The organism is Terrirubrum flagellatum (assembly GCF_022059845.1).
Taxonomy (GTDB): domain Bacteria; phylum Pseudomonadota; class Alphaproteobacteria; order Rhizobiales; family Beijerinckiaceae; genus Terrirubrum; species Terrirubrum flagellatum.
Genome location: NZ_CP091851.1, coordinates 3,313,472 through 3,327,128, shown reverse-complemented (window position 1 = coordinate 3,327,128; position 13,657 = coordinate 3,313,472). Strand labels below are relative to the sequence as shown.

The 13,657-nt window shown below is 63.5% G+C and carries 14 protein-coding genes; 2 read left to right on the top strand and 12 right to left on the bottom strand.

The window, feature by feature from the left end:
* Positions 1-12: 12 nt before the first annotated feature.
* From L8F45_RS16050 to L8F45_RS15995, 12 genes are all read right to left on the bottom strand, one after another.
* The gene (locus tag L8F45_RS16050) at positions 13-1,518 is read right to left on the bottom strand and encodes an ABC transporter substrate-binding protein (RefSeq protein WP_342358881.1); all 1,506 of its coding nucleotides are present in this window, start codon (positions 1,516-1,518) and stop codon (positions 13-15) included.
* Between the two features lie 66 nt (positions 1,519-1,584).
* Entirely contained in the window at positions 1,585-3,093 is a 1,509-nt protein-coding gene (locus tag L8F45_RS16045) for an ABC transporter substrate-binding protein (protein ID WP_342358880.1), read from the bottom strand.
* Positions 3,094-3,097: 4 nt separating this feature from the next.
* On the bottom strand, positions 3,098-3,874 hold the full coding sequence (locus L8F45_RS16040; RefSeq protein ID WP_342358879.1) for a GntR family transcriptional regulator: 777 nt from the start codon (positions 3,872-3,874) through the stop codon (positions 3,098-3,100).
* 354 nt (positions 3,875-4,228) lie between these two features.
* On the bottom strand, positions 4,229-5,065 hold the full coding sequence (locus L8F45_RS16035) for an alpha/beta fold hydrolase (RefSeq protein WP_342358878.1): 837 nt from the start codon (positions 5,063-5,065) through the stop codon (positions 4,229-4,231).
* A 220-nt stretch (positions 5,066-5,285) separates the two neighbouring features.
* Complete coding sequence (locus L8F45_RS16030) at positions 5,286-5,897, bottom strand: DapH/DapD/GlmU-related protein (RefSeq protein ID WP_342358877.1); 612 nt, start codon at positions 5,895-5,897, stop codon at positions 5,286-5,288.
* A complete protein-coding gene (phnL, locus tag L8F45_RS16025) occupies positions 5,894-6,598 on the bottom strand; it encodes a phosphonate C-P lyase system protein PhnL (protein WP_342358876.1) in 705 nt (234 codons plus the stop codon). Before phnL ends, L8F45_RS16030 begins: the two co-directional genes overlap by 4 nt.
* A gap of 14 nt (positions 6,599-6,612) precedes the next feature.
* On the bottom strand, positions 6,613-7,395 hold the full coding sequence (gene phnK, locus L8F45_RS16020) for a phosphonate C-P lyase system protein PhnK (protein WP_425330024.1): 783 nt from the start codon (positions 7,393-7,395) through the stop codon (positions 6,613-6,615).
* Positions 7,396-7,400: 5 nt separating this feature from the next.
* Entirely contained in the window at positions 7,401-8,327 is a 927-nt protein-coding gene (locus L8F45_RS16015; RefSeq protein ID WP_342358874.1) for an alpha-D-ribose 1-methylphosphonate 5-phosphate C-P-lyase PhnJ, read from the bottom strand.
* Positions 8,324-9,427, bottom strand: coding sequence for a carbon-phosphorus lyase complex subunit (locus tag L8F45_RS16010; RefSeq protein WP_342358873.1), 1,104 nt, complete (start codon positions 9,425-9,427; stop codon positions 8,324-8,326). The genes L8F45_RS16015 and L8F45_RS16010 overlap by 4 nt, the downstream gene beginning before the upstream one ends.
* Positions 9,428-9,430: 3 nt before the next feature.
* Positions 9,431-10,036 carry a phosphonate C-P lyase system protein PhnH gene (gene phnH, locus L8F45_RS16005; protein WP_342358872.1) on the bottom strand — a complete coding sequence of 202 codons (606 nt, stop codon included), beginning with the start codon at positions 10,034-10,036 and terminating at the stop codon, positions 9,431-9,433.
* Complete coding sequence (gene phnG, locus L8F45_RS16000; RefSeq protein ID WP_342358871.1) at positions 10,033-10,533, bottom strand: phosphonate C-P lyase system protein PhnG; 501 nt, start codon at positions 10,531-10,533, stop codon at positions 10,033-10,035. Before phnG ends, phnH begins: the two co-directional genes overlap by 4 nt.
* Positions 10,533-11,675: an alpha-D-ribose 1-methylphosphonate 5-triphosphate diphosphatase gene (locus L8F45_RS15995; RefSeq protein ID WP_342358870.1), complete on the bottom strand. Its 1,143-nt coding sequence runs from the start codon at positions 11,673-11,675 to the stop codon at positions 10,533-10,535. Before L8F45_RS15995 ends, phnG begins: the two co-directional genes overlap by 1 nt.
* A gap of 134 nt (positions 11,676-11,809) precedes the next feature.
* Here L8F45_RS15995 and phnF point away from each other — a divergent pair, with 134 nt between their 5' ends.
* Complete coding sequence (gene phnF, locus L8F45_RS15990) at positions 11,810-12,562, top strand: phosphonate metabolism transcriptional regulator PhnF (RefSeq protein WP_342358869.1); 753 nt, start codon at positions 11,810-11,812, stop codon at positions 12,560-12,562.
* A gap of 44 nt (positions 12,563-12,606) precedes the next feature.
* Positions 12,607-13,461, top strand: a complete 855-nt coding sequence (locus L8F45_RS15985; RefSeq protein ID WP_342358868.1) for a PfkB family carbohydrate kinase — start codon at positions 12,607-12,609, stop codon at positions 13,459-13,461.
* Positions 13,462-13,657 lie beyond the last annotated feature (196 nt).

Sequence of the window (13,657 nt, the reverse complement as noted above, 5' to 3'; positions counted from 1 at the left end):
TCCCTGGAAAACTCAGTCCTTCCAGCTCATGCGGTTGAGGAAGATGCTTTCGTTGGGAGTAGGCGTCCATTCCAGATTCTTCGCCGTCCCGTAGATCACCGCGGCCTGATAGAGCGGGATCACATAATTCTCGCTCGCCACGCGCTCATGCACCGTCTTGTAGAGCGCCAGCCGCTTGTTGGCGTCGAGCGTCTGTCGCGCCTCTTCGAGAGCCGAGTCGATTCCCTTGTCTTTCGCGTTGGCCCAGGCGCTCGACGAATGCAGCAACGGGAACAGCACGCCGTCCGCGTCCTGGCAGCCGCAGGACCACCGGCTGAAGGCCATTTGCGGAATGGAATCCGCGCCGCTCTGCATGCGCCTCAGCCATTGGCCCATATCGGTCATCTCGATCTTCACATTGAGGCCGGCTTGATTGAGCATCTGCTGGATAGCCTGCACCACGCGCTGGTCATAGACCGGCGCGGTGACGAGCGAGATCTCCTGCTTCGCCTTCGGTCCGGCTTCCGCGATCAGCGCCTTTGCTTTCGCGAGATCGTAGGGATGGTCCTTGATTCCTGCGACCCATCCCGCATGCGCCGGCGTCAGAACTTCCGGCATCGGCTTTTCATAACCGCCAAGCACGCCTTCGGTGATCGCCTGCTTGTCGATGGCGTAGGCGATCGCCTGCCGGATCTTCGGGTCGTTCATCGGCTCGCGCTGCACATTCATCGCGACATAGGCGACGCGCTCGGTGAGCACGGGCGCGGGTTTCGCTTTCGCCGATGTCTTCAACTGCGCGGCGAGATCGCCGTCGAGATTGGCGGCGAGATCGCTGGCGCCGGCGAGAAGATTGGCGGTGCGCGTCGCCGCGTCGGGAATGGCGCGGAACACGGCGATCGGGAATGCGCCCTTCGGCCCCCAATAGGCGTCGTTGCGCGCCAGCGTCACCGAGACGCCGCGCTGCCAGACATCGAACTTGTAGGGGCCACTGCCCACGGGCTTGAGATTGAACGCATCCTTGCCAACCGCTTCGACCACATGCTTCGGCACGATCGAGAGCTTGGCGAGCTGCGCCAGCAGCGCGGGATAGGCGCCGTTGGTCGTCAGCGTCACCGTCTTCGCATCGTTCGCGACGGCGTCGGTGATCTTGTCGAACTGGCCGAGCTGCGGGCTCGCGAATTTCGGATCGGTGATGCGCTTGACGCTATAGGCGACGTCCTCGGCGGTCAGCTTCTTCCCGTCATGGAATGTGACGTCGTCGCGGATCTGGAACTCAATCCGCGTGTCCGAGAGATATTTCCACGAGGTCGCGATCTGCGGCGCGATTTCGCCCTTGTCGTCCCGCGTCAGGAGATTGTCGAAGATGTTGCGATAGACGTAGTAGCTGTCCGGATTCCACTGCACATGCGGATCGAGCGAGTTGGGCTCGCCGACGAGATCGATCGTGATCTTGTCCTTTGCGGCGAGCGCCGCGCCCGACGACAGGCCAACGAGCGCCGCGACAAGAATGCGCGCGAGATGGCGATGTGTTCTCAGCATCTGTGATCTCCCCCTGAAATCGCCAGCCTCGCGGCAGGCCACGCTCGTCCCGACAATGAAATCGATTCAGTCCTTCCAGCTCATGCGATTGAGGAACATGCTTTCGTTCGGCGTCGGCTTCCATTGCAGATGTTTTGTCGCGCCATAGAGAACCGCCGACTGATAAAGCGGAATGACCGGCACATCCTGCGCGACGATCTCATGCACCGCGCGATAGGCGGCGAGCCGCTTGTTCTTATCGAGCGTCTGACGCGCCTCTTCGAGAAGCTGATCGACCTTGGGATTGCGATAGGCCGACCATCCGCTGCTCCTATGCAGAAGCGGGAAGAGCACGCCGTCCGCATCCTGGCAGGCGCAGGACCAGCGGCCGAAACCAACCATCGAGGTCTGCTCGGGTCCCGCCTGCGCGCGCTTGAGATAGGTCGCGACGTCAGTCATGGCGATCTTCACATTGAAGCCGGCTTCGCGAAGCTGCTGCTGGATCGCCTGCACGATGCGCTGGTCGAACACGGGCGACGTCGCGAGATCGACTTCCGTTTTCGCAACTAGGCCGGCTTCGGCGACAAGAGCCTTCGCCTTCGCAAGGTCGTAACCCGGCGCCTTGATGTCGTCGATCCAGCCGAAGATCGCCGGGGTCAGAAGCTCCGACACGGGCTTGTCGAAGCCGCCGAGAATGCCGTCGGTCATGCCGTCCTTGTCGATGGCGTAGGCGGCGGCGAGACGCAGCTTCGGATTGTCGAAGGGCGGCTTCGTCGTGTTGAGCCTGACATAGGCGACGCGCTCGGTGAGACCGGTGAGCGCTTGCGCCTGCGGCGATGATTTGAGCTGCGCCGCCTGGTCGCTGTCGAGCGTGACGCCGAGATCGCTCGATCCCGTCTGCAAATTCGCAAGACGCGTCGCGCCGTCAGGAACCGCGCGAAACACGACAGTCGGGAAGGGACCCTTGGTTCCCCAATAGGCGTCGTTGCGCGTCACCGTCACCGAGACGCCGCGCTGCCAGCCCTCGAACTTGTAGGGGCCGCTGCCGACTGGCTTCAGATTGAACGCGTCCTTGCCGACCTCCTCGACGATCTTCTTCGGAATGATCGAGAGCTTGACGAGCTGTGCGAGCAGTGCGGGATAAGGCCCATTCGTCGTCAGCTTCACCTTCGTCGGCGAGACCGCCGTCGCTTCGCTGATCTTGTCGAACTGGCTGAGCTGCGGGCTCGCGAATTTCGGATCGGTGATGCGCTTGATGCTGTAGACGACGTCATCGGCCGTGAGCTTGGAGCCGTCATGAAAGGTGATATCGGAGCGCAGCTCGAATTCGATCTCGCTGTCCGAGAGATATTTCCATGAGGTCGCGACCTGCGGGACGATCTCGCCCTTGTCGTCGCGCGTCACGAGATTGTCGAAGATATTGCGATAGACATAGTAGCTGTCGGGATTCCATTGCACCTGCGGATCGAGCGACGAAGGCTCGTTCACGAGATCGATGACGAAGCGATCCTTCGAGGCGTAAGCCGGCGTCGAGATGAGGATCGCCAGCGCGCCGAGCGCGGCGGCCGAACGAGCGTGATTCAAACGAAGCGCCATAGCCCTACTCCTTCGCCCTGTTGTTTGTTTCGATCCTGATGGACGCGGCCGGTCTTGCGAGCCGGCGTCGCGCTGATCTTGGCGCGGGCTCCTGGCGCCGCGCGTCGGTCGCCATCAGTCCGCGCGCCACGGCGGTCGCATAGCGCTCGATGTCCTGTTCGATCGCTTGTCGCGCTGTGGTCTCGTCGCCGGCGGCGATCGCATCGATCAGCGCGCGCCGATCGTCGGCCGGAATAGGATGCCCCGCAAGATCGAGAGAGCGGATGATGCGGTCGGCATGGTCCCACATATCCGCGAACCAGCGGCGACCAATGTCGTCTGCGGCGGCGGCGAGAAGATTGCGCAATTGCCGGTCGGCGGCGCGAGCGGTCGCCAGCGCGGCGCGCTCCGTCCTGCCGGAGGCGGCGGCGACGGTTTCGGAAAGCTGAAGCAGCGTCTTGCGATCGGCGTCGGTCGGGCGAAGGGTGGCGAGCGACGGTTCGAGCCTCCGGCGCGCATCCAGCACGGCTTCGACGAGGCGGCCATCAATAGGCGCGATCCGCCATCCCTGCCGCGCATGGCGGGATACGAATCCAGCCGCCGACAGCGCCGTCAGGGCGACGCGCACGCCCGCCCGTCCGAGGCTGAAGCGCTCGACAAGAGAGGCTTCGTTGACGAACGCGCCCGGCGCGAGATCGCAGGAGACGACGGCCTGCCTCAGTCTGCGCGTGGCGGTCTCGATGCGCGGCTCAGCTCCGGGCGGCGTGGCGAGGCGTGCGAAAGGCGACGAGGCGTCGAACATCGGAGAAGACTGACTCCGTTTGTCAGATTTCACAAGCAGCTTGTGAGGCGCCAAACGATCGAATTGCGGGCGGGCGCCGGCCGAATTCTTCTCCGTTCGCCCGCGGATTCGGCGCCGGAGCCAAGGATTCGGCCGCAGAAGGCGGCAGATGGAATTTGGGAGGAGGGGGTGATCGGGGCTCGGTCGCCGGTCGCAATATCCGAGCGTCGTCCTCTTGTGCCTCAGGAGCGTGACGCTGTCAAGGATTTATTTCCTAGTTTCGGTCAGGGAATGGCCGCGAGCGGCGACGCGGCGAAATGATGAGCAAAGGGCGGGCGCCGTGCGAGCGCCCGCCCCGCGTAGCGCGACCGCGGGTCAGCCTTTCACGAACGCAAGCAGGTCGGCGTTCAGAACATCGGCGTTCGTCGTCAGCATGCCATGGGGATAGCCGGGATAGACCTTGAGCGTTCCATTCTTGAGATGCTTGATCGACTCATGCGCGGATGCGCCGATCGGAACGATCTGGTCGTCATCGCCATGCATGACGAGAGTCGGCACGCTGATCGCCTTGAGATCATCCGTCTGATCGGTTTCCGAGAAGGCCTTGATGCCATCATAATGCGCCTTGGCGCCGCCCATCATGCCCTGGCGCCACCAGTTCCAGATCACGCCCTGATCGATTTTTGCGCCCGGCCTGTTGTAGCCATAGAAGGGACCTGTCGGCACATCGAGGAAAAACTGCGCGCGATTGGCGGCGAGCGCCGCGCGAAACCCGTCGAACACTTCGATCGGCAATCCGCCGGGATTCTTTTCAGTCTTGACCATCAGCGGCGGCACCGCGCTGACCAGCACCGCTTTGGCGACGCGGCCCTGCGGCTCGCCATGTTTCGCGACATAGCGCGCGACCTGGCCGCCGCCGGTGGAGTGGCCGATATGAACGGCGCTTTTGAGATCGAGATGCTCCATCACGGCTGAAGCGTCAGCGGCGTAATGATCCATGTCGTGGCCGTCCCACACCTGCGACGAACGTCCATGGCCGCGGCGATCATGCGCGATGACGCGATAGCCCTTGGCGAGAAAAAAGAGCATTTGCGCGTCCCAGTCGTCGGAGCTGAGCGGCCAGCCATGATGAAAGACGATGGGTTGCGCGTTCTTCGGCCCCCAATCCTTGTAGAAGATCTCGACGCCGTCTTTTGTGGTTACGGTTGGCATGGCTTCATTCCTTTCCTCATTCAATGCATGGTCCAGTGATTGCGCACGGGCCGAAGAAGTCATGAAGGACTTCCATGACAGGCGAAGCGATGAGGATCAGGAAATTGCGCGCCGTGGCAAGCGGGCGTGAGCAAGACTTTCGTCAAAGACGCGGCCGCCGATTGCACGCGAAGGCCGCCGCGACAACGTGATTTCGCGGAGGCGTATAGGTTGCGAGCCCTTACGCGTATTTTTCGATGAATTCAGGCGTGCTGAGCTTGCGGAAATCTGGCAGCGCGGTCCTGAGCTTCTCGTGCGGCCAGTCCCACCAGGCGAGCGCCATCAGCCGGTCGGCGATGTCGCGCGAGAAGCGCTGGCGGATCGTGCGCGCGGGAACGCCGACGGCGATCGCGAAATCAGCGACATCCCTCGTGACAACCGCGTTCGAGCCGATGATCGCGCCGTGGCCGATCTTCACGCCCGGCATGATCACGGCGCCATGGCCGATCCAGGTGTCATGGCCGATCGTGATGCCGTTCGAGGCGCGCCACGCGAAGAAATCGGCGTCGTCGGTCTCGCCTTCGAAATACCAGCTCGAACGATAGGTGAAATGATGCAGCGACGCGCGCTCCATCGGATGCATGCTGGCGTAGATGCGCACATGCGCCGCAATGTTCGCGAATTTGCCGATCTCGGCATAAGCGATCTGCGCGCCCTCGACCGCGTAGGAATAGTCGCCGATCGTCGAACGCGCGACATGGCAATGCGCGCCGATCTCGGTGTAGCGGCCGAGCTTCGAGTCCTTGACCTCGGCTGTGGGATGAATCAGCGGCGCGTCCGAAAGTTTCGTCATGCGGCCCTCTTTGGCGCGAATTGGTTGACGTCGATGAGACGATCGGCGACCTGCTCGCGCACATCGGCGTCGTGGAAGATGCCGACGAGCGCCGCGCCGCGCTGCTTGGCTTCGAGGATCATATCGACCACCGTCTGGCGATTGGCCGCATCAAGAGACGCCGTCGGCTCATCGAGCAGAAGAATGGGATAGTTGGTGACGAAGCCGCGCGCGATGTTCACGCGCTGCTGTTCGCCGCCGGAGAAGGTCGCCGGCGCGATGCTCCAGAGCCGCTCGGGAATGCGCAGGCGCGTCAGCAAGGCGCGCGCGCGTTCGCGCGCCTCTTCCAGCGGGACGCCGATAGCGCGCGCCGGCTCCGCCACGATGTCGAGCGCAGGGATGCGCGGAATGACGCGCAGGAACTGGCTGACATAGCCCATTGTCTCGCGCCTGACTTCGATGATGCGCCACGGCTCGGCCGATGCGAGATCGACGGTCTCGCCGCGATGGGTGACGGTGATCTCGCCGGTATCAGCGAGGTAATTTGCGTAGAGCGAGCGCAACAGCGTCGATTTTCCCGCGCCGGAAGGGCCGTGCAGGCAGACGCATTCGCCTGATTTCACGGCGAGCGAGAGATTCTCGAAGACGCCGATGCGGATGCCGCCCTGATTGTGCAGCGTGAAGCCTTTCGACAGGCGCGAGACGGCGATGCGGACAGTCATTGCATGGTCCTCGCTTACGCCTGAAGCACGGAAGAGACGAGAAGCTGTGTGTAGGGATGATGCGGATCGTCGAGCACCTGATCGGTGAGACCCTGTTCGACGACTTCGCCGCGCCACATCACCATCAGCCTGTCGGCGAGAAGCCGCACGACGGCGAGATCATGCGTCACCACGACGGCCGCGATGCCGAGCTCGCGCACCAGCCCGCGCAGGAGATCGAGCAGGCGCGCCTGCACGGAGACGTCGAGGCCGCCCGTGGGCTCATCCATGAAGACGAGGCGCGGCTTGGTCACGAGATTGCGCGCGATCTGCAATCGCTGCTGCATGCCGCCGGAGAAGGTGCGCGGCTTGTCGTCGATGCGGGAAAGATCGATTTCGACTTTCGCCAGCCAGTCCTGCGCCTCGCGGCGGATCTCGCCATAATGGCGCGCGCCGACCGCCATCGGACGTTCGCCGACATTGCCGCCGGCGCTCACTCCCATGCGCAGCCCGTCGCGCGGATTCTGATGCACGAAGCCCCAGTCCGTGCGCATCAGCATGCGGCGCTCGGGTTCGGAAAGCGTGAGAATGTCGACGAGACCGCGGTCGCGCATGTCGTAGGAGATGACGCCGCGATCAGGCGGCAACTTTCCCGACAGGCAGCTCAGCAGCGTCGATTTTCCTGAGCCGGATTCGCCGACGATGCCGATCACCTCGCCGGGATAGAGCGTGAAGGAGACGTCGCGGCAGGCTTTCGTCGCGCCGAACGAGCGCGACACTTTCTCGGCGCGCAGCAGCGGCTTTCGTGAAGACGACATCGCGCTCATTTCAGCCTCGCTTCGACCGCAGGCTGCGGCCCGCCGTCGCCGACATGGCCGGCTTCGCGGCGCTTGCCGCAATAATCCGTGTCCGAACAGATGAACATGCGCCCGCCGCGATCATCCGTGATCACCTCATCGAGATAGCTGTCGCTGGCGCCGCAGAGCGAGCAATGCTGATCCCAACCCTGGATGCGGAAGGGGTGGTCGTCGAAATCGAGGCTCTTCACCTTGGTGTAGGGCGGCACCGCATAGATGCGCTTCTCGCGGCCGGCGCCGAAAAGCTGGATCGACGGATTGTCTTCCATCTTGGGGTTGTCGAACTTCGGAATCGGCGAAGGCGCCATGAGGTAGCGGCCATTGACGACAGCGGGATAATCATAGGTCGTCGCGATATGGCCGAAGCGCGCGATGTTCTCGTAGAGTTCAACCTGCATCAGGCCATATTCGGCGTAGGCGTGCATCTTGCGCGTTTCCGTCTCGCGCGGTTCGAGTTTGCGCAAGGGTTCAGGCTGCGGCACCTGATAGACGATGATCTGGCCTTCGCGCAGCGGCGTCTCCGGAATGCGATGGCGCGTCTGCACGACTGTCGCATCTTCCGTCGCTTCCGTCGTGGCGACATCGGAGACGCGCTCGAAGAATCTGCGGATCGACACGGCGTTCGTCGTGTCGTCGGCGCCCTGGTCGATCACCTTCAGCACGTCGTCGGGGCCGAGGATGCTCGCGGTGATCTGGATGCCGCCGGTGCCCCAACCATAGGCGAGCGGCATTTCGCGGCCGCCGAACGGCGCCTGATAGCCCGGGACGGCGAGCGCCTTCAGCAGCGTGCGCCGGATCATGCGTTTCGTCTGCTCGTCGAGATAGCCGAAATTATAGCCATGCGTGGAGGCGGAGCCGGCGGTGTTGTCAGCGGGATGCGATTGCGCGCTCATTCCGCGGCCTCCTTCATCTCATGGCGCGCCGCATGCTCGGCTCTCAGTTTGCGCACGAGCTGAAGCTCGGCCTGGAAGTCGACATAGTGCGGCAGCTTGAAGTGGGTGACGAAGCCGACGGCTTCGATATTGTCGGTGTGGGAGAGGACGAACTCATCGTCCTGCGCCGGATGTATGGCGTCCTCGCCAAGCTCCTTGGCGCGCAGCGCGCGATCGACCATCGCCATCGACATCGCCTTGCGTTCGCCATGGCCGAATGAGAGACCGTAACCGCGCGTGAATTGCGCTGGATGATCCTTCGAGCCCTGGAACTGGTTGATCATCTGGCATTCCGTCACCGAGACGTCGCCGATCTCGATTGCGAAGCCGAGTTCCTCCGGCGTGATCTCGACGGCGACTTCGCCATAGCGCACCTCGCCGACGAAGGGATGGGCGCCGCCATAGCCGCGCGTGGTGGAGTAGGCGAGGCCGAGCACGAAGCCTTCGTCGCCGCGCGCGAGATTTTGCAAGCGTTGATCGCGGCCCGCGGGAAACGACATGGATTCGCGCGTGAGATCGAACACCGGCTCGTTCTCGCGATCGGCGATCTCCTGCTCGATCAGGTCCTCGCGATCGAGAATATCGAGCACCGGCGGCATCAGGTCAGGCAGCGGCTCGTCGGCGGCTTCCGCCTGCGGTTCGCCAACGCCGCCATTCGCAGCAAGTTCGAAATCGAGCAGGCGATGCGTGTAGTCATAGGTCGGCCCGAGCACCTGTCCGCCGGGAAGATCCTTGTAGGCGGCCGAGATGCGGCGACGCACGTCCATCTGACGCGTCTCGATCGGCGCGGAGACGGCGAAGCGCGGCAGCGTCGTGCGATAGGCGCGCAGCAGGAAGATCGCTTCGACCGCGTCGCCCTGCGCCTGCTTCAGCGCGAGCGCGGCCAATTCAGGGTCATAGACCGAGCCTTCCGTCATCACGCGATCGACCGCGAGTTTGAACTGCGCCGCGATCTGTTCGATCGTAAGTTCGGCAAGCGAGGGATCGCCACGCCGCTCTTCGGCGATCAGCTTGTGCGAGTTGAGGATCGCGCGCTCGCCGCCCTTGACTGCGACATACATCGTTCAACCCTCCACAGAGACGCCGCGCGGCAATCCGATGATGGAATCGCCTGAGGTGAAGATGACGTCGACGCCGAGCGGATAGAGCTCGCGGTTCATCGTCCAGTCGTCCCAGAACCAGTCGGACAGGCCGGCGATCGAAACATCGATCGCATCGCGGATTCCCGGTCCGGTCCAGCGCCGGCGCGGGCCGTCCGTCAGCGACGGCGTCTGAATGATGAGAGTGGCGGAGCGATCGGGATATTGATCTTCGCCGATATCGAAAGCGGAGAGACGCGGCATGCCTTGCGCGTCGCCGACGATCGCGAACCGTGCGCCATTCGACGCTTCGACGACGGGCGCGCCGCAATGGAATCTGACATAGGCGAGCGCCGCGGGCGTCGAGGCTGTTTTGTCGAGCCAGAGCGGTGTCTCGAAATCGCACAAGGTCAGCGCGACGGCGGCCGTCGCGGGAGCAAGCGCGGCGGGGCGATCCGGCAATCGCGTGAGTTGATGAATGCGGCCGGGATAGGCGATCGCATTCATCACGCCGCGAAAGATCGACTGGCTGTCGAAAACAGGATCGGAAAATCCAGGCGCGAGATCGCGCACGGCAAGATCGAACGTCATTTCGGGTTGTCCCCGCGCACCAGCGTGAAGAATTCGACCTTGGTCGAGGCGGCCTTGCGGCTGCGCTCGTCGCGACGCGCCGCCTGCGCCGCTGCGAGTGGCGCGATCACGTCTTTCAGAAGCTCCAGGCGGCGTGAATCATCCTGCAGTAGTCCGTCGAAAGCCGCAGCGAGTTCGGCGCGGCGCTTGTCGCGGCCCTGGACATAGCCGAAGCCGACGGCGCCGCCGGCAAGCTTCAGCGCGCAGCGCGTCACCGTCATTTCGCCGAGATTGAACGGATTGCCGCTGCCGCCGGCGCGCGCGCGCACCATGACAAGGCCGATCTCGGGCGCGCGCATGATGCTGTGCGCCGGCCGCGAGGGCAGGGACGCCCACGCCGCTTCAAGTTCATCGCGTTTGGCGCGCGCGAGTACGCCCATCCAGCTTTTGCGTTCATCGGTCGAGGCCGCGCCCGCCTTGTGTTCGTGATGCATCCGTGTCGCGTCCGTCATCGCCATCACATCACGCGCTCGCCGCCGCGCCAGATTCCCCTGATCACAGGCGCATCGTTGACGAGCTTCACGCGGATGAGGTCGGCCCGCCGCCCGATTTCGATTTGTCCGCGATCCCCGAGCTTCAGCATGTCGGCGGGATTGGCCGTCACCGTCGCGATCGCCTGCGGCAGCGTCATCATCTTGCGCGAGAGCGTGAATGCGGCGTCGAGGAGGCTCGAAGGCACATAGTCCGATGACAGCGCGTCAAGCAGGCCGCGTTCGGCGAGCGCGAGCGCGCTGACATTGCCGGAATGCGATCGCCCGAGCACAACATTGGGGCTGCCCATCACGATCTTCAGGCCCGCCTTGCGCGCATGCTCCGCGGCCTCGATCGTCGTCGGGAACTCGCTGATGGTGGCGCCTTCCTCGCGCGCCTGATCCACATCTTCGCGCGTCGTGTCGTCATGGCTCGCGAGCGGCAGTCCACGCGCCTGCGCAGCTTTCCTGATATGCCTGCGGAATGGCGCGGCGTAGGTCGCCTGATGGCCCTGACGCTCCGCGACATAAGCGGCCCATTCCTCGTCGCTCCAGATGCGCGCATTCTTCTTCGCGCGGAATGAGCGATAGATGTCGAGATCGCGCCACTGCCTCTGGCCCGGCGTATGATCCATCAGGCTGACGAGTCCGAGGCGCGGATTGTTCGCATGCGCCTCATAGATTTCCGTCATCGCGCGATCGGAAATCTCGCAGCGGAAATGAAAATGATGGTCGGCCTTCATCAGGCCCTTGTCGCTGGCTTCGGTGATCGCGGAGATGCCGGTGTTCAGCATGCGACGACGATTTCCGCCGCTGTCATAATCGCCGAGCGACATGGAGTCATAAACAGTGGTGATTCCGGCGCCGATCATCTCGCGGTCATGCGCCAGCGCCGCGCTGATCGGCGATGGCCAGACGACGCCGGGGCGCGGCTGGAAGTGCCGTTCGAGATTGTCGGTGTGAATGTCGATGAGGCCGGGAAGGAGATAATCGCCTTCGCCGTCGATCGCGCCCGGCGCCGCGCGGCCGCCTGTGTCGATGCTGCGGATCAGCCCGTCTTCGATGGCGACGCCGCCCGGGAAGCTTTCGGTCGGCGTGACGATCTGGATGTTGGTAAAGTTCAATTCCATCGGATGCCGCCGGGCGCTCTCTTCAGATCGCGGCCCTTAAATCATAGGTCCGGACCTCTTTCAAGTGGTACGGACCTTTACAGCAGGATGATCTCAATTGTATGACGATGGCGGACTGGAAACGGACGTCAGCGATGGCAGTTGCGGGCGCGAAGATGGATGCGGAGCCGCCGGGGCGGCCCAAGGGTCTGCTCTGGAAGCGGATCGCCGCGGCTTTGCGCGAGGACATCCGCGGCCGGTCGCTGACGCCGGGCCAGCAGCTTCCGACAGAGATCGCGCTCTCCGAACGCTATCAGGTCAGCCGCTTCACCACGCGGCGCGCGCTGGCCGAACTTGAAAAGGAAGGGTTGATCCGCATCGAACATGGCCGCGGCCTGTTCGTCGCCGAGGATGTGATTCCCTATGCGATCGCGGAGCGCACGCGCTTCACCGAGAATATGAGCCGGTTCAACATCACCGGCGATCGCGAAATTCTTGGCACGGAGCGGAAGATCGCGGACTCAGCGATGCTGCAGCATCTTGAATTGCCGCCCGGCGCTGAAGTGATCGTCGTCTATTCCAGAGCGTCGGTCGGCGGCCGCCCGCTCAGCGTCAGCGAAAATTTCTATCCCGCCGCGCGCTTTCCCGATTTCGATGAGATCGTCAGGCGAAATCCCTCGCACACCGAAGCGCTTCGCGCCTTCGGCGTGCTCGATTACACGCGCAAGAACACCCGCATCATCAGCCGCCTGCCGACCGGGCGCGAGGCGCATATCCTGAAAATCCCGAAGACGCGTCCGGTGCTCGAGACGCAGAAGGTCGACGTCGATCTCGATGGCCGTCCGATTGCTTTCGGCGTCGCCGTCTATTGCGGCGACCGCGTCCAGCTCATCGTGGAACAGCACTGACGATTGCTGTACACGCTTGTTCCGACGCGGGCGGGGAGAGGGGCGTGGCGAAAATCCTTGTTATCGGGCGCGTCAATCTCGACCGCATCTGGCGTTTGAATGCGCCGCTGCGTTCCGGCGGGCGCACGGCCTATCACGGCGTCGAGACTCGTTTCGGCGGCGGCGGATTCAGCAGCTCGCGCGTGCTCGCCGCATGCGGTCATCATGTCGCGGTGCTGACCAGCTTCGCCGATGATGCCGCGGGCCGCGGCTGTCGCAAGGCGCTTGAAGAGCTGGGCGTTGATACGAGCTTTATCGAGATGAGATCAGGCGAAACCGTTCCCGTCGAGGTCTTTCTCGATCCCGCGGGCGAGCGCACCATTCTCGGCTATGTCGGTCGCGGCGCGTATTATCCCGATTTCCCCGCTGCTGATTTCGACCTCATCTATGTCAACGCGCATCGGCTGAACGAGCAGATCTTGGCCGGGCTCGATCGCGCGCCGCATGTCGTTTCGCAATTTCCCCTTTCTCGCGAGCGTCATCCCGCCCGCACGCTGATCGCTTCAGGTTCCGATGTGACGGCGAGCGCAGAGGCGCTGTGGGCGGAGGCGAGCGGCATTGCGGGCCCGCAGCTTCGTCACGTCATCCGCACGCGGGGTGCTGGCGCGGTCGAACTGATCGAGGAGACGTCGAATGTCGATGTCGGCATCGAAATCGCCGAAGGCGTCGTCGACACGATCGGCGCCGGCGACTTTTTCGCCGCGGGCTATGTCGACGGGCTGATGCGCGGACAATCCTCTGTCGATGCGATCCGCCATGGCGCTTCGATCGCCGGCCGCTGGCTCCGAACCGCGCCGGCGAGAACGCCTGGTGATCTCGAATTGCGCGGCGCGCGGCCCAGAGCCGCAGCTCTGGATTGAAGCCGGCGGGCGCGCAAGCGAACCGCAACACGCCTGTCATCAATCATCGATAATCGCTTGAGCGCCGGCTGCGAATACTTGCGGCCGCAAGCATATCTTTTCGGAAATAGGTCTGCATCGCTGCGAATACAAGCGAACCTTTCCAGCAAGAGGTTCGCAAAAATTCATCCGCCGTCGTCGCGATCTCGCGTGTGTT

Excerpts from the sequence above, each read along its gene's own strand:
- L8F45_RS15995 (WP_342358870.1), bottom strand. The coding sequence starts at position 11,675 with ATGGAATTGAACTTTACCAACATCCAGATCGTCACGCCGACCGAAAGC.
- phnF (WP_342358869.1), top strand. The coding sequence starts at position 11,810 with ATGGCAGTTGCGGGCGCGAAGATGGATGCGGAGCCGCCGGGGCGGCCC.
- phnL (WP_342358876.1), bottom strand. The coding sequence starts at position 6,598 with ATGACTGTCCGCATCGCCGTCTCGCGCCTGTCGAAAGGCTTCACGCTG.
- L8F45_RS16045 (WP_342358880.1), bottom strand. The coding sequence starts at position 3,093 with ATGGCGCTTCGTTTGAATCACGCTCGTTCGGCCGCCGCGCTCGGCGCG.
- phnK (WP_425330024.1), bottom strand. The coding sequence starts at position 7,395 with ATGTCGTCTTCACGAAAGCCGCTGCTGCGCGCCGAGAAAGTGTCGCGC.
- L8F45_RS16040 (WP_342358879.1), bottom strand. The coding sequence starts at position 3,874 with ATGTTCGACGCCTCGTCGCCTTTCGCACGCCTCGCCACGCCGCCCGGA.
- phnH (WP_342358872.1), bottom strand. The coding sequence starts at position 10,036 with ATGACGTTCGATCTTGCCGTGCGCGATCTCGCGCCTGGATTTTCCGAT.
- L8F45_RS16035 (WP_342358878.1), bottom strand. The coding sequence starts at position 5,065 with ATGCCAACCGTAACCACAAAAGACGGCGTCGAGATCTTCTACAAGGAT.
- L8F45_RS16010 (WP_342358873.1), bottom strand. The coding sequence starts at position 9,427 with ATGTATGTCGCAGTCAAGGGCGGCGAGCGCGCGATCCTCAACTCGCAC.
- phnG (WP_342358871.1), bottom strand. The coding sequence starts at position 10,533 with ATGGCGATGACGGACGCGACACGGATGCATCACGAACACAAGGCGGGC.
- L8F45_RS16015 (WP_342358874.1), bottom strand. The coding sequence starts at position 8,327 with ATGAGCGCGCAATCGCATCCCGCTGACAACACCGCCGGCTCCGCCTCC.
- L8F45_RS16030 (WP_342358877.1), bottom strand. The coding sequence starts at position 5,897 with ATGACGAAACTTTCGGACGCGCCGCTGATTCATCCCACAGCCGAGGTC.
- L8F45_RS16050 (WP_342358881.1), bottom strand. The coding sequence starts at position 1,518 with ATGCTGAGAACACATCGCCATCTCGCGCGCATTCTTGTCGCGGCGCTC.